Raw genomic sequence first — 20,911 nt, 5'->3', positions numbered from 1 at the left:
GTTATTTCCTAACTAACGTGTACTTATACCCCGTTTCCGAACAATCTTGCAGAAACAGCGTATCTCCCTTGATGGAGAGCGGGAAAGCCGGATTGGTTTCATAGAATACATCCATCAGGTAGGCCTCGTAGCCTAAACCTGTATCCGCTTTACGCCAGTTCAGGGCACCCGGTTCCGCCTTACCGTCTTCAGTCCAGACGTACCGGTCACCATCGAAAGTGATGAACGTATTCTCGTACTCGCAAAACTCACGGGCATTCTTGCCGCTTACCAGTTCCCACTTCCCGTTGACCAACTGCTTGATCTCCGGCAGGTCTTTTTCGATCAGCGAAAGGTTAGCCTTCGTTGTCTCTTTCTTCTTATTGTCCTGGCAGGCCGTACCCAGAGGAAGGATACAGACAAGCAGTAGCAGCCATACTTTCATCAGATTCTTCATATCTCTTGTTTATTTACAGTGTTCCTTAATCAATTTGTCGGCAAGCGGGTCACCCAGCTCTTTCGCCTTATTGAACGCCTCGCAAGCCTCAGCCTTTTTCTCCAGGCGGACATAGCAGACGCCACGCAAACGGTAGCAAGCCCCGAAATCGGGTGCAATGGCAATCGCCTTCTCTATGCTCTTCAGGGCATCTTCATACTTCTGCAAACGCACATAAACGGAAGCTTCTTCAGCATAGTAGTCCGGTGTCTGCGGGCTTGCCGAAATAGCCTCCTGGATGTCCTTCAACGCTCCTTCCAGATCACCGGCACGGAACTTCGCCTGTTCACGCAGGAAGTAGAAATTAGGCAACACTTTCCCGCCGGCCAGCACATAATAAAGGTCATAGTCGGCAATCGCCTCGGCATACTGTGCCAGACGGAGGCGCCAGTCGATCCGTTCCAGGACGTAGGCAGCCGCTTCGTTATTCATATTCGCTCCGCATTTCTCGACAGCCTTGTCCAACAGGTCGATCACATCCCCGATATTGAACCCGGTGATCCGTTCTTTTGCTTTCGCCGCCATATAATAGGATGAGGCGGAAGCAATATCGCTGTTATTAACGATCATATATTCATCGAATGCCTGTTGGAACTCACCTTTATTGAAATAGATATCCGCTTTCAACTGATGGTAAGCAGGCAGGTCATCCTCTGCAATCGCCTTGTCCAACGCCTCCATAGCCGCATCGATCGACCAGGCAGGATCGGTCAAAGTCGTATCAGCCGAAGCCACACCATAAATCAGTTTGGCACGGTTATACCAACTATCCGCCTTCTTGTCGCTATACTTGGAGGCCGTCTTTATATCTTCCAATGCTTTCTCCAGATAGGAGACCTCTTCAGCCGGCGAACTTGCCAGATCGGCACGGTTGTAAGCATAGAGGTCGGCACGGTTCAAGTAGCCTTCCTGTGCGTTCGGGAAAGTGGCGATGAAGTCATTGATTGTCTCCAGACGCGTCTTCGCATCCTGTGTCCCGGCAAGTAAATAAAGGGCAACGGATGCTTGGTCCACCTCTTTCGGCCATCCTTTCCGGATGCCGATACTGCGGTAAACAGAGCCTAAATAGTCGGCAGACCCGATCGACAGGCTGCCCGCATAACCGGCGGAAAGACCGTAGCACACATCTTTCTTCCCCCCCGCATCGGCCTGTGCCAACGCAAAAACCTCGCCTTCGGGTGTCAGTAACGGAGCGTTCAGTTCGTTCTCATCCAATGCGATCGCCATCTTATAATATTTATAAGGATCTTTCAATTTACTCACTTCGGTAATTGCTCCCGACTTAAAAGACGCCGTTTTTCCGGTAGAAAAGGGCAAAAGGTAAGCATTCGTACCGTTCGCAACCGGTTCGGCAGCGATCACGAGAAAAGCGGCTTTCTTGGGGACCTCTACCTGGAACTTTATAACATCGTAGAGTTCATCCGCCCCCTGTATATTCTTAACCGGGTATGTCTTTCCTTCCGTATCGGTAACGGTCGCCTTCTCGGCCCCTTTGAAGATATCGTATGAAGAAACAGCATCGCCGGCCTCGGAGACGAAAAATCCCGTACCCGTAGCCAGTTTGTTACCATCCTTTCCATAAGTTGTAATCGTAAAGACGGCCTTTTTAGCCTTGTCCATCCATTTAGGGGCGTTTTTCTGAGCTGCTGCCGACAGGCAGAGGCAGCTAATAAAGATCAATTGCAGTATTCGTTTCATTTCTTTTCATGTTATCAGATACGGACGCAAATGTAAGGATTTATCTCTAATTGTTATCCTTTTTCCCTTATCTTTGTCCAAACGTTTTACCTTTCAAACCTGTTATTTATGAAACATCTATTATTTATTCTTATGAGCAGTCTGTTTGCATACACCTCCCTTTCGGCAGGTAACTTTACAGTTGATAAGTTGAAAACGCGCGACGGCGACGAGCTGGCCATCACATTCATCAAACATGCAAGCCTGATGATCGAATACGGCGGCCATGTCATACAGGTCGATCCCATCTCCGAATATGCCGACTATGCCACCTTCCCGAAAGCAGACATCATCCTGATCACTCACGAACATGGCGACCACTTGGACAAGAAAGCCATTGCTGCGTCCGAAAAGGCCGGCACACTCATCATCGCGAACGAAAACAGCCGGGAAATCATCGGCAAGGGCACCGTCATGAAGAACGGAGACAAGCTCAAACCGACAGACTATCTGACGATCGAAGCCGTCCCCGCCTACAACACGACTTCCGGAAGAGAGAAATTCCATCCCCGCCACCGTGACAACGGCTACATCCTGACATTAGGCGGCACGCGTATCTATATAGCCGGCGACACGGAAGACATCCCGGAACTGAAGAATCTCAAAGACATAGACATCGCCTTCCTCCCGGTCAACCAGCCCTATACGATGACCGTTCCCCAAGCTGCCAACGCCGCAAGGATGTTCTCGCCTAAAATCCTGTACCCCTACCATTACGGGGACACAAAGATCAGCGAACTCAAAGAGGCTCTGCAAGGTAGCGGCGTGGAGGTAAGGATTCGGGAGATGCAATGACACAGGCGAACGCAAATCCGCTATTGCTCTTTTAAAAAGTAAACACAATTCCTTATTTAACTTAATCTTGTCCTTCGGGAGCTACTCCGGATAGGGGTAAAAACGGCATTTCGGTCTTTAGGTTAAACGCAGGTCATGAACATGAATGCGGCTAATCTAAAACAAGGATTGATATGTTGATGAAAAATGTGATGTTGATTCTTTTCCTGGCAAACGCAAACACTCTCTTAGCCCAGGAAAACGACACGGTCAAGGTGGAGAAGCCCGCCAGAGTACCGGTAGTCTCTTATTCTTCCCCTAAAGAATACACCATAGCCGGGATCGAGGTGACAGGGTGCAAGGATTATGATGATTTTGTATTGATCGGCTTTTCCGGGCTTTCGGTAGGTGACGTGATTTCCGTTCCCGGAAGCCAGATAACAGATGCCGTCAAACGCTATTGGAAGCATGGCCTGTTTTCCGACGTGAAAATATCGGCATCCAGGATCGAGGATGACAAGATATGGCTCGAGATCCATCTCGAGCAGCGGCCCCGCGTCTCGCAGGTCAACTACAACGGCATTAAGAAATCGGAAAGAGAAGACCTGGAAAGCAGGCTGCAACTGAAGAAAGGACACCAGATCACGCCCAACCTGGCAGACCGGGCAAAGCTCGTCATACAAAAGTACTTCGAGGGAAAAGGATTCAAGAACGTAGATGTGGAGATCAACCAAACGGATGACCTGTCGCACGAAGGACAAGTTATCGTAGATGTAAACATCGATAAAAACGAAAAAGTAAAGATCCGCAAGATATCTTTCCGGGGTAATGAAGCCTTGACCGACTCCGAGCTGAAAAAGGCGATGAAAAAAACGAACGAGAAGTTTAACCTGTCACGGGACTTCAAAAGCAGCCTTCTTGAGATATTCTCCACAAAGAAATTTACAGCAGAGGAGTATGAGAAAGACAAAAAGAACATAATCTCGAAATATAATGAAATGGGTTACCGCGATGCAGTGCTGACAGCCGACACCATACGGAACGTCAATGATAAGACCGTCGACATCGACATCCGGATAGAGGAGGGTCGGAAATACTATCTGAAAGGGATTACGTTTGTCGGTAATACGCACTACTCGACCGATTTCCTTACCGGAGTGCTGAATATGAAAGCAGGGGAAGTCTACAATCAAAAGAAGCTGAACGAACGGCTTATCAGTGACGACGACGCCCTGTCAAACGTCTACTACAACAACGGTTACCTGTTCTTTAGTGCCGACCCCATAGAAACGGATGTCAGCAATGACTCCATCGCGTTGGAGATCCGCATACAGGAAGGCCCGCAGGCTGTCATCAACCGGATCATCATCAATGGGAACGAGCGTCTTTATGAAGATGTGGTACGCCGTGAGCTGTACACCAAACCGGGGATGATGTTCAGCCGTGAAGACCTGATGCGTTCCGTACGCGAACTGGCCCAATCGGGGCATTTCGACCCGGAACGGTTGGTTCCGCAACCGCTGCCCAATGCTGAAAACGGGACGGTCGACATCAAATACGACCTTGTGTCAAAAGCCAATGACCAAATAGAATTCTCCGCCGGTTGGGGACAAACGGGACTGATCGGCAAACTAAGCCTGAAGTTCACCAATTTCTCGATGAAGAACCTCCTCAATCCCAATTCATACAAAGGCATCATCCCGCAAGGTGAAGGGCAGACGCTGACGTTGAGCGGTGAGACGAACGGGCGTTATTACCAAGCTACAGCATTGCCTTCATGGACCCCTGGTTTGGGAAAAAGCGCCCGAACGCTCTTTCCCTGAACGCATACTTTTCCCGGCAGACCGGCATCAGCCAACGTTATTACGACCGCAACTACTATCAAAACAGTTTCGAACAGAGTTTCGACCCGGACCAGTCTTTTATGTCACTTGGGGGCTCCGTCGGATATGGCAAGCGGCTGAACTGGCCGGATAATTACTTTCAATTCTCGGCGACACTGAACTACCAGATGTATATAATGAAGAACTGGAACTCTTTCCTTGCTAAGAATGGCAACAGCCATAACATCAACCTCGAACTCCGGCTGCAACGTAATTCGATAGACAACCCTCTCTATACCCGGCGGGGATCACAGCTGGATCTGTCCGTAGCCCTGACACCGCCCTATTCGTTGTTCGACGGAAAAGATTATGCCGCTATGGACGACCAAGACTCCCGAAAATTCAAGTTCGTCGAATATCACAAGTGGAAGTTTAAAGCTAAGTTCTTTTCACCGCTTGCCCCGTCTTCCGTGAAGCGGACTCCGGTCTTGATGACACGCGTCGAATATGGCTTTGTCGGCTCTTACAACAAACATAAGAAATCACCTTTCGAGACCTACTATGTCGGGGGTGACGGGATGAGCGGTTATTCCGGTGCCTACGGGACTGAAACGATTGCTTTGAGAGGTTACGAAAACGGTTCTATTGCAGGTAGCGACGGTCCTGAGACATTCGGCTATGCTTATTCAAAGCTTGCGATGGAACTGCGTTATCCATTCTTACTGGAACCTTCATCGACGATATACGGGCTGGTGTTTCTGGAAGCGGGTAATGCCTGGAAGGATATGAAGTCATTCAATCCGTTCGACCTGAAACGATCGGCCGGAGTGGGTGTCCGTATCTTCCTTCCAATGATCGGCCTGATGGGACTGGATTGGGGATATGGCTTCGATGTTCCCAACTATGGAGGCAAGGGCAAACGCAACGGCAGTAAACTCAGTTTCGTATTAGGACAGGAGTTTTAATTCCTGCCCCTACGAAGCCTGCTATTTTGATTCAAATATTCTTGAAACTATAAACAAGCGTGAAGGTCCTGACTTGTCAAGATCGGCTGTAAAATGGTATTGCAGTACTTCATGGGGTTACGGTGCCGTAAAGGAAGGAACAACCCGGCAGATAGAATGAACGATACGGAATGTGTACCTCCTCCATACCTACCCGCTATTCATGTCACAGCTGTGAAACAAAAGAAATCCAATTGTAACATAGAAGGAGGACAGTTGTGACATACAAAGAATACAACCGTAACATGCAATAGAGGACCGAGGTTTATCCGTTATTGATTCAAATATTCATACATGAACTAAAAATTGCGTCCAGTATCCCACCACAAACGACTGCCGGCATGGTCCGGTTTGCCGAAGGCTTCGACAAGTCTCTCGTAGAGAGGGGCGTCGGTATCGACGATATCGGCGGGGAAGTTCAGGCGGCGAATCATCGTTTCAGTGTCGATGCAACCGTCTTTGCTGTTGTTGATACGCACCGGGAAGAGGCGAGGGTAGCCCGTACGCCGCTGTTCGGCCCAGGCTTCGCCACCTTCCGGGAAGAGGGCGATCCATTTCTGGGTGATTATCTTTTCGAGTTTCACTTCATGGGATGCCTCTTCTTCCCACTTGGGGGTGACAAGACAACGGGCTGCAATATCGTTCGCAGGATCGAAAGCGTCCCGATAGTCGGCCCCCACCCTTTCGGATTGCAGGTAGTCATCCGATCCATCAGCCCCCCACTGGCGGAAAGAGGTGACAACGCCTTCGCGGTAACAAGTGCCGGGGTCTTCCGCAGTCCACCCCCGGAGGGCGGCTTCGGCACGCAGGAACCAGATTTCAGCAGCGGTCATAAGAATCGGAGCGGTCGACTGGTTCACGTACAGGCAGGAATGGGAAGCGTAGAGAAAATGGGAAAAGCAGGTACCTTGACGAATCCCCTTGTAGCGGTTCTTCAAAGCTACGACCGCCTCATCGCCCGGACGTTCCACATCTTCCGCACAGGGCTCGAAAAAGAGCTCCATGCGGGGATCTTCATAACCGGTGAGGATCGACTCCATAGAGGCGTTCATGAAAGCTTCGCCCCATACCCGGTTGATCTCGCCTAATGGGTTCTGATAGCCGTTACGGGTCGAGACGCGTACGCATTCGGAAGGCTGTTCGAAAACACCCGCTTTATCGAAGGCTGATTTGAGAAACTCCGCCTTAGCCCGCGCAGGGTCAACCATTGCGATACGGACAGCCAGACGCATCCGGAGTGAGTTGGCAAAGCGGAGCCACGAGATGGGACGGCCGTCCAGCAGGATGTCAAACTTCGAGATATCCGGACCTTTCGCTCTCGACTCGGCATATTCATGGAGTATGCCGGCCGCTTCATCCAAGTCGCGAAAGAAAGCGTCGTAGGCTTCTTGCTGCGTATCGGGACGGTAATTGCCCTCGGTGTTTGCAAAGTTCGTATAGACGATAGGGCCGTAGATATCCGAGATGCGGTGCATCACTTCCACCTTCAATACCTTGGTCACGGCATAGACCGAGGGGTAAGCCACACGCGTGGAATCTTCCAGTTTCTTGATCTGGGGCAGGACATAAGCGTAGGTATAGCCCCAGTCGGTGCCATTCCAGCCGTCCTGAAGGTTATAATCAGAGTTATGGCTACCGCCATTCAGGGGTTTGTAATCATGCATATAGCCGCTGAACATATCGGCGTTCAGGTTCTGCATCAACTGGAAAGGCCAGTTCTTGCCTTTGCCGAAGTCGTAGTTGAAGTAGATACCTTGCTGGATGATGTCGAGCGGGATGCCGAGGTTATTGAAGTCGATCTTCATATCTTCGTCAGTGATGCCGGTCTGATCCGTATTGAAATCTTTGAAGTCGCCGGTGCACGAGACGAGCAAGGCGGATAGTGCCAACAGGGTGGCTACGAGTGTTATAGATAGCGTTCTCATAGGTCAATCGTTAGAATTCACATTTGATATTAAATCCGAAGCTGCGGGTGGTCGGCAGTCCATAGACCTCGATACCCTGGTTGTCGTTTCCGGTGGAAAGGATTAAATCGGGATCGAAGGGCGCATCCTTATAAATAAAGAAGAGATTACGCGCGACAAACGAGAGGTGTACCTGGCTGAAGGCACGGCTTGCAGCCATCCATTTCTCCGGCAAGCGGTAACCGAGGGAGAGCTCGCGCAAACGGATATTGGTAGCGTTATACATATAATATTCCGTCACACCGGCACGCCCGGCTACGACATTCTTATAAAAGCCTTCGACATTCTCGATCTTATGCCCTTCGAGCATCACGTAACCGGCATCACGGGCGGCTGCCGTCTCTTTCGTCACACCGAAGAGGTCCATATCCGCCTGTGTCTGCGAGAGGATATCGCCTCCGATACGGCTGTCGATCAGGAAAGAGAGGGTGATGTCACGATAGCTGACCGTATTGCTCCAACTGAGGTTGAGTTTCGGATTGCAGTTGCCGACTTTGATGAGGTTACCTTCGCCCTCGACTTGCGGCAGGCCCTTCTTCTCCCCTTCCGTCTCGTAGAGGATTTGTCCGTCCGCATCCCGGCGGAAGGCTTTACCGTAGATATCACCGAAAGCACCTCCCTCTTTCAGCTTCATAGCATAGCTGGATGAGAAGCCGCTGGGACCGTAGACAAAGACCGGCAACTCTTCGTGCAGCTTCATCACCCGGTTCTTGTTGGCTGAAAGGTTCAGTTCGCTCTTCCACGTAATATCTTGCCGCATGACGGGTACGCCTCCGAGAGTAACTTCCCACCCCCTGTTACGGATATCTCCGGCATTGACATAGCGATAGGCATACTTGTCGCCGGAACGGGCGGGGAGCTTGAAGAACTGGTTGCGTGTATTGGTCTGATACCAAGTCGCACTCAAATTCAGGCGGTTGTCGAAGAGACGCCATTCGGTACCCAACTCGACAGAGGTCGTCATCTCCGGCTTCATATCTTCAAAAGGGGCGGCATCGGCATATTCGATCTCGCCTCCCGCACCGACATGCGACACGGGATTGGTGACATAAAGCGGTATATCGTTACCGACCTTGCTCCACACGGCACGTAGTTTGGAAAAGGAAACCCATTCGGGTAGCGACAGTGTCTTGTCCATGATCCAGGCCGCCCCTATCGAGGGATAAAAGAAACCGGAACCTTCGTGCGGCGTATAGGCCAATGTACTCGCCCAGTCGTTGCGGGCGGTCAGGTCGAGGATCAAGGTTTCCTTATAACCAACCTGCGCAGTGGCAAAGAGTGACTGCATCTGACGGCGGGCGTCGATCTGCTGGTTGATGTAAGCCGAGCCGTTCATATTGATGTTAGCGATATTAAAAACGTTCGCATACTTAAGCGAGGCAGTCTTGGAATCGTAGCGAAGGGAGTTAACCGTCTTGTCGTTGATACTGGCGCCGATGGCTCCCTGGAAGGAAAAGTCACTGAACTTCTTCTCGAACAGGGCCATTACGTCACCATAGAACATCGTCTCCTGATAGTCCATCTCAATATAACGCCCGTTCACTCCGGCAAGGGCGGGGGCGGTAGAAGCATAAAACTTCTGGCGGATCTTGTCCGAGACATTATCAGCACTTCCACGGGCTTGCAGGCGGAACCAGTCCGTTACCTTCAGTTCAGCGGTCAGCGAAGCCATCGTCCGGTTACGAAGGTCCTTGCTCTGGATGCGGTTGACGACCCAATAGGGATTCTGCTCGAAGTCCTCTGTTCCCGAATGCCAGTTCTGGACGTACAAATTACGCGTCTCGTCCCACACTTCGAAATGGTCACGAAACTCGGAGATGTCTTTGCCCCGCGGAAAACGGTAAAGGCCGACCAGCGCGTTCATATAGAAGCCACCGCTCGGGTTACGGTCGTTGATAACCTGACGGAAGAGGTTGACGTTCGCATCCAGCTTCAGGCGGTCGCCGAATAGTTTGGCAGTCTCCCGGAAATTTATATTATGTTTCCTCAACCGGTTATTCTCCATGATACCCTTACTGGTCGTATTGGCATAAGAGAAATAAGTTTGATAGCGTTCGTTACCGGTACTGACGGAGAAGGCAGTCATGGAGTTGAGACCGGTACGGAAGAAATCGCCGGTATTATCATAAGCCGGCATAGCCTGTTTCGCGCCCCAGCTCTCCACGCCGTTGCTCTCGCCGTACGTGTTCTGGAATTCGGGTAGACAAAAGGCCTTGTCGAAGATGAGGCTGGTGGAGAAAGTGATCTTCCTGACGTCTGTCCGGCCTTTCTTTGTGGTAATGAGGATAACACCATTCGCCGCCTGGCTCCCATATAAAGCAGCGGCAGGAGAGCCTTTCAGAATACTGATACTTTCCACGTCTTCCGGATTGAGGTTGGAAATACCGTCGCCCCCGTCGCGGTTGCCGGCATCAGCCGTACCGCCGATAGCGGTAAAGGCTTGCTCATTGGAGGTGTTCAAGACCGGTACGCCGTCTATCACATACAACGGTTGGTTGTTTCCGGCTACGGAACGGACACCGCGCATCAGCACTTTGGCTGAACTGCCCAGGCCCGAAGAGGTCTTGTTCACCTGCATACCGGCAACCTTGCCTGCCAGCGAAGTAATCATGTTCGGGGCTTTCACACGCGTCAGCTCCTCGCCGTCCACCTGTTTGACAGAATAGGTCAAGGCGGATTCTTTCCGCTTGAGACCCAAAGCGGTCACGACAACTCCATCAAGCTGAAGGGCGTCTTCCGACATCTTGATATACAGGTATTGCTGCCCCCGGACAAGGATTGCCTGGGACTCATATCCGATAAAAGAAATTGTTACTATCGAATTGTCCGTAACAAAGAACGTGAAGTCTCCGTTTACATCAGCGATAACACCGTTAGTGGTACCGTTTTCCACGATATTGGCGCCCGATAACGGTTTCCCGCTTTCATCCACAACTTTCCCGGAGACCTTGACCTTAGACACCTGAGCTTGTGAAATATGTAGCTCCTTACCAATCGCTTCATTACCCCCATAAGCATATACTGATCCACACAACAGAAACAACAGGAAAATACTCCCTGACAAATATCTCATTTCGCCTATCCTTTCGTTAAACCTACGGCAAAGATATATAAAAAAAGTCATAGTTACGACTTAGTAAAATCATAACTATGACTGGACAGGCTTACGGCAATAAGACTGATATACAGATAGAAAGCTTAGAAACTATACTGTACGGCGAGATTCATCCGATTGGCGTGGCGTTTGTCGCTGTTGAAGTCGGTTCGCCAGCCGCGAAGATATTCAGCTCCCACCTGTAAATCGGAAGTAATATTCCAAAAAAGTGTTGCATTCAGATATTGTCCGTAACGGTACTGGCCGGACGGGGTGGCAGGGTAACCGTCATGGCTATACAGGCGGGATTGCCCGTAGGTACTGGTAAGAAACACCTTCGGACAGATGTTATATTGCAGGCCGGCAAACCAGCCCATCATCGGAAGGACCTGCATCCGGCCTTCCTTCTCCGGGTTCGGAACGACATCGACATCCAACATACTCATATCGTTCAAGAACTGCCCGATACCTTTCCCATAAACACCCTGGCCATATACCTGGAGGCATTTCGTTACGTTGACCGTGGCAGAAGCCAATACTCCCCAGCCGGTTTCGGACTCCGCTTTGTGGGCTGTCAGATTATCGTATGTCATGCTGCGGATAATACCTGCTGCGCGGATGTGGCTCTTGGGGTTCCAGCTATATTGCAGGTAGACGGGGAAGTTGGGCATCCGCTGTTTGGTGATGCTGACATGGTCGTTCGTCAAGCCGTCCACAACCGGCATTTCCACACCGATACCGGCTTTCAGCCCCTTGGCAAGCGCATGTTCATAGCGAATCTGGGTAGCATGATAGATAGACAGCCCGTTCGGACCGGCAAAGTCGATCGTTGCAGGCACATTGCCCAAGTCCATGAACGAACCGTAATCGTAACCGACCGTGAAACCGCGAGCCGACATATAAGCATTCCGAAGCTCGAAGGTCTTGCCGCCTCCCCCACGGAAGTTACCGGCTGTGTAGACGACAAAGTCGCCCAGCAGGTCCGTATGCCCGACCAGCTTCAGGAAGATCGTACTGGTCGTCGCGTCCATCTGAAACTGGTTCCGTACGTAAGACTGCCCTTTGCCGGGGATCAGGGCCGGATAGAAATCTATATTATCGGAGATACCGCCAAAGTCGTATTCGGCTGCCAATTTCACATATCCGCCGATACCGAGTGCAAACCTGCCTTTCCGGTCCGTCAGCAGGAAACGGGGGGCTTTCGGTTCGTGGAAGCGAGGGCTCTGTGTTTCATTCATGATCCGGATAATCTCGTCGCCCGCCTTGTCAATGGAGACAAACATGACGGTGTTTGGCTCATTATCCTCAACCACAACTTTCTGGGCCTGGGAATGGGCAGAAACCAGTCCCATTCCGAGCAGTAGAACTGCGCTTTTCAACAATGTTTTCATAAATGTGCTTTTTGTTTAGATGAATTTCAGATTTGAACAGATACCAGCGTAAAAGGTTGTGTTAAATGATTGCTTTAACGAGTAAATATCACTATTTTTGTTGCCGTAATAAAAAAATAAGAAGAAGATGAAGAAGCTGTTTGCTATGTGTTTAGTCGCCTTTTCGGCTCTCATATCCGTTCATTTGCAAGCGCAAGAGGTTGAAACGCTGGTTCAGATCGATACCGACATGGGAAAGATTAAAGTAAAACTCTTTAATGACACACCCCAGCATCGTGATAATTTTATCAAAAACGTGAAGGAACACCGCTACGACGGACTGTTGTTTCACCGTGTCATCAAACAATTTATGATACAGGCCGGCGACATTAATTCAAAAGACGCCCCGATGGAACAACATTTAGGAGACGGCGACCTGGATTACACCATCCCGGCAGAGATTGTCTTCCCAAAGTATTTCCATAAACGCGGTATGCTGTGCGCGGCCCGCACCGGTGACGACGAAAATCCCGAACGCGCCTCATCGGCAACCCAGTTCTATATCGTGACCGGTAAGTTCTTCACGGAAATGGAACTGGATAAAATGGAACAAGAACAAGGCATCACCTTCACGCCCGAACAACGGCAAGCCTATATGCTGGAAGGCGGCACGCCGCATCTGGACGGAAAATACACAGTTTTCGGCGAAGTCATAAAAGGGATGAAAGCGGTAGACAAGATACAGTTCATCGAAACAAATGGAGAAGACCGCCCTGTCAAGAACATCAAAATCAAATCAATGACGATTGTCAATAAATAAACAACAAAACATGGAAACAACAGAAACATTGGTGGTCATGGATACCACATTAGGAGAAATAAAAATCAAATTATATAACGACACGCCGCAACATCGCGACAACTTTATCAAGCTGGCAAAAGCCGGACAGTACGACGGGCTGCTGTTTCACCGTGTCATCAAAGACTTCATGGTGCAGGGTGGCGACGTCACTTCCAAAGACGCCCCGATGAACAAGCAGTTGGGTGCCGGCGACCTGGGATATACCGTACCTGCCGAATTTATCTATCCGAAGTATTTCCACAAAAAGGGAGCGATCTGTGCTGCCCGTACCGGAGACGAAGTTAATCCGGAGAAAGCGTCGTCCGCTTCCCAGTTCTATATCGTGACGGGCAAGAAATATTCGGAAGCCGAACTCGGCCAAATGGAAAAACAGTTGGAAGGACGCCTGAAACAGGCAATCTTCAACCGTCTGCAAACGGAGTACAAGCCCCAGATTATGGAGCTGTACCGCAGCGGCAATAAGGAAGAGTTGGCAATCCTGCGCGACACCCTGATCGGAAAGACCGAACTGGAAGACGAAAAGCGGAAAGACGAAACCAAAATGCCGGCGGAACTGCGCGAAACATACAAAACGATTGGCGGTGTCCCCTTCCTCGATAACCAATATACGGTGTACGGCGAAGTGTAGAAGGACTGGACGTGGTAGACGCAATCCAGCAAGTAAAGACAAATAAACAGGACCGCCCGACAGAAAATGTAGTAATCAAGTCGGTAAAGGTTTTGGAATGACACAGCTTTCGGTCTATAAAGAACATTATAAAGAAACAATACGCCTGGGTGTCCCGATTATGTTGGGACAGTTAGGCATTATTATTGTCGGTTTCGCCGATAACATCATGGTCGGGCATCACAGTACGCCTGAACTGGCGGCCGCCTCTTTCGTCAACAACTTCTTCAATCTTGTTTTCATTGCCGGGATGGGATTCTCCTACGGGCTCACGCCTATTATCGGTGGGTTCTTCGCCCGGAAAGAATATGCCAAAGCCGGCGAAACACTGAAAAACAGTCTTTTTATCAACTTCATTGTCGGTGTGCTGCTCTGCCTCTGTATGCTGGCACTGCTGCTGAACATCGAGATACTAAAGCAGCCGGAAGAGCTGATGCCTTATATCGTACCCTACTATATACTGCAACTCTTCTCGGTGATATTCGCGATGCTCTTCAACTCGTTCAAGCAGTTCAGCGACGGGACGACCGATACGCTTACCCCCATGTGGATCATGCTGAGTACGAACGTCTTGAACATTATCGGTAATTACCTGCTTATATACGGTAAATTCGGTTGCCCGGAATTAGGGCTCACCGGCGCCGGCATCTCGACCCTCACCAGCCGTATTCTGACATTCGTAATCTTTTGCATCCTGTTTGCGAAACACACGCGCTACAAGGCCTATCTGGAAGGGTTCAAAAAGGGGACGGTCAACAAGCTGAACTTAGGCAATCTGATCCGCCTCGGCCTGCCGGTGGGATTCCAAATGGGAGTCGAAACCGGTTCTTTCAGCCTGAGTGTGATCATGATGGGCTGGTTAGGCAGCACAGCTCTTGCCGCCCACCAGGTGGTAGGCGTAATCACTACGCTCGGCTTTATGATCTATTACGGGATTGCGGCGGCGGTCACCATACGGGTAAGTGCCTATAGGGGATGGAACGACTGGCCGAATGTACGGCACGCCTCTTTTGCCGGCCTGCATCTGATTATGGCTACGGCACTTATAGTCGTACTCCTGATCCTGGCCTTCCGTAACACGATGGGTTACATCATCACGCCCGAAAAGGAGGTAGTCGAGATGGTGGCATTGCTCGCCTGGTCGGTTATCCTCTATCAGTTCGGAGACGGATTACAGATACTTTTCGCCAATGCCCTCCGGGGTATCGCAGACGTAAAATACATGGCCTACATGGCTTTTGTCTGTCATTTTGGATTAGCGCTGCCAATTGGTTATCTTTGTGGCTTCACATTAGGTTGGGGAGCTATCGGAGTATGGTGCGGTTTTCCGGTCAGCCTGACAACACTTGGGATATTGCTATGGAGACGCTTTAATAAATTGACAATAAAATAACTTATGACTAAAGATATAACAACAGAACACGTTTTCTGTGACTTGCGCTACCTGACACTGTTAGCACGCAGTTTTCCGACAGTAGCCGATGCCAGTACGGAGATCATCAACCTGGAAGCTATCCTGAACCTGCCGAAAGGAACAGAACATTTCCTGTCCGACCTGCATGGGGAGCACCAGGCTTTCAACCATGTGCTTAAGAATGCCTCCGGCGCGATCAAGCGGAAGGTAAACGAGATATTCAGCAATACGCTGCGCGACTTCGAGAAAAAAGAACTTTGCACGCTGATCTACTATCCGGAACAGAAGTTGGAGCTGGTCCGGCAGCACGAAAAGGATATGGACGACTGGTGCCTGATCACCCTGAACCAGCTGGTGCGCGTATGCCGGAACATCTCTTCCAAATACACCCGTTCGAAAGTGCGCAAAGCGTTGCCGAAAGAATTTTCCTATATTATCCAGGAGTTGTTGCACGAATCGTCCGACGAGCCGAACAAATCGGCCTATGTAGACCAGATTATCAATACGATCATCTCCACCGGGCGCGCCAACGACTTCATCATCGCCATGTGTAACCTGATACAACGCCTGACAATCGACTTGTTGCACATCATCGGGGACATCTACGACCGCGGACCGGGAGCGCACATCATCATGGATACTCTCTGCAACTACCATAACTTCGACATCCAATGGGGAAACCACGACATACTCTGGATGGGTGCCGCCGCCGGTAATGCCGGAAGTATTGCCAATGTCATCCGTATGTGTATGCGCTACGGAAACCTGGCAACCCTGGAAGATGGTTATGGAATCAATCTCCTGCCACTTGCCACTTTTGCGATGGAGGTATATGGCGATGATCCCTGCGAACTGTTCATTCCCCGCACCAATGCTTCGGATGCCACTTTCGACGAAAAGACTACCCAACTGATCGCCCGTATGCACAAAGCGATCACAATCATACAGTTCAAGTTAGAAGGCGAAATCATCCGCCGCCGTCCGGAATTCCTGATGGACGACCGTTTGCTACTTCACCACATCGACTTGAAACGCGGAACAATCCGCATCGAAGGAAAGGAATATGAACTGCGAGATAAAAACTGGCCGACCCTCAACGCCAAAGACCCATATGCCCTCTCCATTGAAGAAGAAGAGTTGATGCGCCGTATCAAACACTCGTTCGAATGCAGCGAAAAGTTGAAGAAGCATATGCGTTGCCTGTTCACGCACGGCAGCATGTATCAGGTCTGCAACTCGAACCTGCTGTTTCATGCTTCCGTCCCGATGAATCCGGACGGGACACTCAAAGCGGTCCGTATCGAAGGAACGGAATATAAGGGGAAAGCCCTGCTGGACAAAGTAGACCAGTTGGTGCGTACCGCCTACTTCGATGCAGACGGCAGCCCGGAAAAGGATTTCGCAATGGATTACATCTGGTATCTGTGGGAAGGGAAAGACTCTCCCCTTTTCGACAAAAGCCGGATGGCTACGTTCGAACGCTGTTTCATCGACGACAAATCGGTGCAGAAAGAGGAAAAAGGGGCCTACTATACCCTGCGGGAAGAAGAAGCGGTCTGCGATATGCTGTTGGACGAGTTCGGCGTGACAGGCCAACACCGGCATATCATCAACGGGCACGTCCCGGTCCGTTCCATCAAAGGTGAAAACCCGATCAAGGCTAACGGTAAACTGCTCGTGATCGACGGCGGCTTCTCTAAGGCTTATCATCCGGAGACGGGTATTGCCGGATATACGCTGGTCTACCATTCACGCGGTTTCCAGCTTGTACAACACGAACCGTTCATGTCGACCGACCAGGCTATCAAGGAGGGAAAAGATATCTTGTCGACAACGATAGTGGTAGAACTCAACTCACATCGCCAAATGGTAAAAGATACCGACAAGGGCGCCGACCTGCAAAAACAGATCCACGACCTTGAGAAACTTCTATACGCTTTCCGCAACGGCTTTATTAAAGAGAAAGAACGTAATAACGAATAAAAAACACCAGTCATGGACCGCGAGAAACTGAAGGGACATATCCTGATATTGATCACCAATATCCTGTTTGCCGTCAATATGCCGATATCCAAATATCTGCTGCCGACGCATGTTCCACCCGAAGGGCTTACTATTATGCGCATGGCTTTTGCCTGCGTGATGTTCTGGGTCGTTTCCCTGTTTGTCCATAAAGAGAAAGTTCCGCTGAAGGACCTGGGAATGCTCTTTGTCTGTGCCCTCTGCGGTGTCGGCATCAATCAAGGGTTATTCATCGTAGGACTAAACCGTTCTTCTCCTGTCGATGCCTCTATTATTGCGACTGCCGTGCCGATTTTTGTCTTGTTGTTAGCGGCAGTCATCTTGAAGGAGCCTATCACGCGGAAAAAATCATTCGGAGTATTCATGGGGGTAAGCGGAGGCTTGCTACTTGTCTTTAGCTCCACACAGTCGGCCGACAGTGTCAGCAGCCTGGACGGGGATGTCATGATGATTATCAGCGGACTGATGTATGCCATTTATCTGGTATTATCCAAGCCGCTCTCACTCCGTTATTCATCAGTCACGATGATGAAATGGATGTTCCTGTTCACAACCTTGGCATTAGTGCCGTTCACCTTCCGGCACGTATTGGACGCACCAGCTTTTCACCGGGAGGTATGGGATTTTACCGAACTGAGTGCAATCTTTTATGTCCTTTTCGGAGCGACTTTCCTCCCCTACCTGCTTATCCCGATGTCACTGAAGCGAATACGCCCGACAACCGTCAGCATGTATAATTACGTACAACCGATCGTCGCCTCACTGATTGCCGTCATGATCGGACAAGACACATTTTCCTGGCAAAAGTTTCTCTCTGCAATCCTGGTCTTTACAGGCGTTTACCTCGTGACGCAGAGTAAGAGCCGGGCGGATTTGGAGAAAGAAAAGCACAACAAGTCTGTTTTATAAGGACTGCGTTGTTCTTTTTGGCGCAATATTGAACTTTTATCTGTCAATTTTCAACTTTCTAACAAAAATATGCTTGCATTTGAAAAATAATGCGTAATATTGCCGACGTAAAAATAAACACAAGAGAAATCGCAAATGACATTAACAGGTTTTACATATCATACCTGGGCACTGACAATGACCCCTTGGGGGGTTTAGCATATACAAATAAACAAGTGCGGAGACCACGTCCCGCTTTGTTGCAATTCTCACATTGCATTCATTTCTTTTTTCAAATCAACAAATTATTAGTAAACAACTGGCATTCGCAAGCCGGCATAGCCACTTGCCAACTGCCAACTAAATAAATACATATCGATGAAAGTATTGAAATTCGGCGGAACATCCGTAGGTTCCGTGAATAGCATCCTGAGTGTAAAGAAAATAGTGGAGGCTATTGAAGAGCCCGTAATCGTCGTCGTATCCGCCCTTGGAGGCATTACAGACAAACTGCTGAACACAGCCTCGATGGCAACAAACGGCGATGTCGGATACGAAAGAGAGTTTTCTGAAATTATCACTCGCCACCTGGATGTTATAGAAGGAGTTATCCCAGATAAAGACAGACGGATCGAAGTCCAGAAACAGGTAATGGCCTTGCTGGACGAACTGGGGAATATTTACAAAGGTGTGTACCTTATTAACGATCTGTCTGCCAAGACATCCGACACGATTGTCAGCTATGGCGAACGTATCTCATCCCTGATCGTATCGAATGTGATAAACGAAGCAAAACTGTTCGACTCACGCAAGTTTATCAAGACAGTCAAACAGTTCAACAAACATATCGTAGATTTTGAGCTGACAAACAAACTGATCAAAGAAACATTCAATCCGCTTCCCAAAGTATCGCTGGTTCCCGGTTTCATTTCAACCAGCGCAGAAGGGGAAGTGACAAACCTGGGACGTGGAGGGTCCGACTATACCGCATCCATCCTGGCAACGGCATTAGATGCCCGCAGGCTTGAAATATGGACGGATGTCGACGGTTTCATGACTGCCGACCCGCGTGTGATCAGCTCAGCCTACGTAATCGACCGGTTAACCTTCACCGAAGCGATGGAGCTTTGTAACTTCGGTGCGAAAGTGATTTATCCTCCGACGATCTACCCGGTTTACCATAAGAATATTCCGATCCGCATTTTGAACACATTCAATCCGACGGCTCGCGGAACTTATATTTCCAAAGAGAAAATAAAAGATGAAGGCAAAGCCCTGATCAAAGGTATCTCTTCTATCAACGACACCTGCCTGATCACAGTACAGGGTTTGGGTATGGTAGGCGTAATCGGCGTAAACTACCGCATATTCAAGACTTTGGCAAAGAATGGCATAAGCGTGTTTATGGTTTCGCAGGCCAGTTCGGAAAACAATACGACATTCGCTGTCCGCAACGCGGATGCAGACTTGGCAGTCAAGGTGCTGGACGAAGAGTTCGCCCTCGAACGTGCGCAGGGTGACATGAGCGACACCGTAGCTGAAAAAGACCTGGCAACAGTTGCCATCGTCGGTGAGAACATGAAACGGACACCGGGCATTGCCGGGAAGCTGTTCGGTACGCTCGGAAGAGCCGGTATCAGTGTGATCGCCTGTGCGCAAGGTGCTTCAGAAACAAACATCTCGTTCGTTATCAAGCTGAAATACCTGCGGAAAGCGTTGAACTCCATTCACGACTCCTTTTTTCTGTCAGAATACAAGGTATTGAACCTGTTCATCGCAGGTGTCGGAACTGTAGGCGGCAACCTGTTGGAACAAATCCGTATCCAGCAGCTCAAACTTATGCAAAACGGTTTAAAGCTGAATGTAGTCGGAATAGCCAACAGCAAACGCGCTCTTTTCTCCCGCGAAGGACTGAACCTGGAGACTTGCATAGAGGAACTGAAAAAGAACGGTGAAGCAAGCTCACCGGAACATCTGAAAGACGAAATTCTGAAAATGAATATCTTTAATTCGGTTTTCGTAGACTGTACGGCAAACCAGGCAGTATCCGATCTCTATGAAGAGTTGCTGAATAATAACGTATCCGTTGTTGCAGCGAATAAGATCGCAGCATCTTCTTCCTACAACAATTATTCCAACCTGAAAGAAATCGCCCGCCATCGCGGTGTCAAGTTCCTGTTCGAAACGAATGTCGGTGCAGGATTGCCGATTATCAATACGATGAACGACCTGATCAACAGCGGTGATCATATCCTGAAACTGGAATCAGTCCTTTCCGGTACGCTCAACTACATATTCAACACCCTGAGCGCCGATATTCCTTTCAGTAAGGCGATCATGATGGCTAAGGAAGAAGGATATTCCGAACCGGACCCGCGTATCGACCTGAGTGGAAAAGACGTAATCCGTAAACTGGTTATCCTGACCCGTGAAGCCGGCTACAAGGTTGAAGAGGAAGACGTACAGCGTCATCTTTTCATCCCCGACAAATATTTTGAAGGTACGCTCGATGATTTCTGGCGGAATATACAGGAACTGGATACCGAATTTGAAGCAAAACGCCAGCAATTAGAGACAGAAGGCAAACGCTTCCGTTTTGTAGCCAAAATGGAAAACGGAGCCTGTGAAGTCGGCTTGCAGGAGGTAGATGCGCACCACCCGTTCTATGAATTGGAAGGCAGTAACAACATCATCATGATCTCCACCGAACGGTATCACGAATATCCCATGATCATCAAAGGATATGGAGCAGGTGCCGACGTAACGGCAGCAGGCGTATTCGCCGACATTATTTCGATCGCAAACATTCGATAAAAG

11 protein-coding genes and 2 pseudogenes are annotated in these 20,911 nt (G+C 49.6%); 8 read left to right on the top strand and 5 right to left on the bottom strand.

The features are described from left to right. Position 1 precedes the first annotated feature (1 nt). Together DW083_RS14725 and DW083_RS14720 are read right to left on the bottom strand one after the other, a co-directional pair. Positions 2–436, bottom strand: a complete 435-nt coding sequence (locus DW083_RS14725; RefSeq protein WP_115499424.1) for a hypothetical protein — start codon at positions 434–436, stop codon at positions 2–4. A gap of 9 nt (positions 437–445) precedes the next feature. Beyond that, positions 446–2,173, bottom strand: coding sequence for a serine protease (locus tag DW083_RS14720; RefSeq protein WP_122332888.1), 1,728 nt, complete (start codon positions 2,171–2,173; stop codon positions 446–448). A gap of 132 nt (positions 2,174–2,305) precedes the next feature. On the opposite strand from DW083_RS14720, the gene DW083_RS14715 reads away from it, so the two are divergent. Both DW083_RS14715 and DW083_RS14710 read left to right on the top strand, forming a co-directional pair. Continuing rightward, complete coding sequence (locus tag DW083_RS14715; RefSeq protein ID WP_370039203.1) at positions 2,306–3,007, top strand: MBL fold metallo-hydrolase; 702 nt, start codon at positions 2,306–2,308, stop codon at positions 3,005–3,007. 173 nt (positions 3,008–3,180) lie between these two features. Then, positions 3,181–5,774, top strand: a pseudogene (locus DW083_RS14710) (outer membrane protein assembly factor). A gap of 338 nt (positions 5,775–6,112) precedes the next feature. Here the strand turns inward: DW083_RS14710 and DW083_RS14705 are convergent. The 3 genes from DW083_RS14705 to DW083_RS14695 form a co-directional block, all read right to left on the bottom strand. Then, complete coding sequence (locus tag DW083_RS14705; protein WP_122332886.1) at positions 6,113–7,738, bottom strand: SusD/RagB family nutrient-binding outer membrane lipoprotein; 1,626 nt, start codon at positions 7,736–7,738, stop codon at positions 6,113–6,115. A 10-nt stretch (positions 7,739–7,748) separates the two neighbouring features. After that, positions 7,749–10,850 (bottom strand): SusC/RagA family TonB-linked outer membrane protein, encoded by a 3,102-nt coding sequence (locus DW083_RS14700; RefSeq protein WP_122332885.1) that lies wholly within the window; start codon positions 10,848–10,850, stop codon positions 7,749–7,751. A 125-nt stretch (positions 10,851–10,975) separates the two neighbouring features. Continuing rightward, entirely contained in the window at positions 10,976–12,262 is a 1,287-nt protein-coding gene (locus DW083_RS14695) for a DcaP family trimeric outer membrane transporter (protein WP_122332884.1), read from the bottom strand. Between the two features lie 127 nt (positions 12,263–12,389). On the opposite strand from DW083_RS14695, the gene DW083_RS14690 reads away from it, so the two are divergent. The 6 genes and pseudogenes from DW083_RS14690 to thrA all read left to right on the top strand — a co-directional run bounded on the left by DW083_RS14690 (position 12,390) and on the right by thrA (position 20,908). Next, entirely contained in the window at positions 12,390–13,061 is a 672-nt protein-coding gene (locus DW083_RS14690; protein WP_122332883.1) for a peptidylprolyl isomerase, read from the top strand. Between the two features lie 10 nt (positions 13,062–13,071). After that, a pseudogene (locus tag DW083_RS14685) lies at positions 13,072–13,832 on the top strand (peptidylprolyl isomerase). Then, positions 13,829–15,163, top strand: coding sequence for an MATE family efflux transporter (locus tag DW083_RS14680; RefSeq protein ID WP_122332882.1), 1,335 nt, complete (start codon positions 13,829–13,831; stop codon positions 15,161–15,163). The pseudogene DW083_RS14685 and the gene DW083_RS14680 overlap by 4 nt, the downstream one beginning before the upstream one ends. A 3-nt stretch (positions 15,164–15,166) precedes the next feature. Continuing rightward, positions 15,167–17,167, top strand: coding sequence for a fructose-1,6-bisphosphatase (locus DW083_RS14675; RefSeq protein WP_122332881.1), 2,001 nt, complete (start codon positions 15,167–15,169; stop codon positions 17,165–17,167). 12 nt (positions 17,168–17,179) lie between these two features. After that, a complete protein-coding gene (locus DW083_RS14670; RefSeq protein WP_233547706.1) occupies positions 17,180–18,115 on the top strand; it encodes a DMT family transporter in 936 nt (311 codons plus the stop codon). 357 nt (positions 18,116–18,472) lie between these two features. Continuing rightward, the gene (gene thrA / locus DW083_RS14660) at positions 18,473–20,908 is read left to right on the top strand and encodes a bifunctional aspartate kinase/homoserine dehydrogenase I (protein ID WP_115499436.1); all 2,436 of its coding nucleotides are present in this window, start codon (positions 18,473–18,475) and stop codon (positions 20,906–20,908) included. The last annotated feature ends 3 nt before the right edge of the window (positions 20,909–20,911 follow it).

This window comes from Parabacteroides sp. AF48-14 (assembly GCF_003477465.1).
GTDB lineage: Bacteria > Bacteroidota > Bacteroidia > Bacteroidales > Tannerellaceae > Parabacteroides > Parabacteroides acidifaciens.
This window is presented reverse-complemented; position numbering and strand designations above follow the sequence as displayed.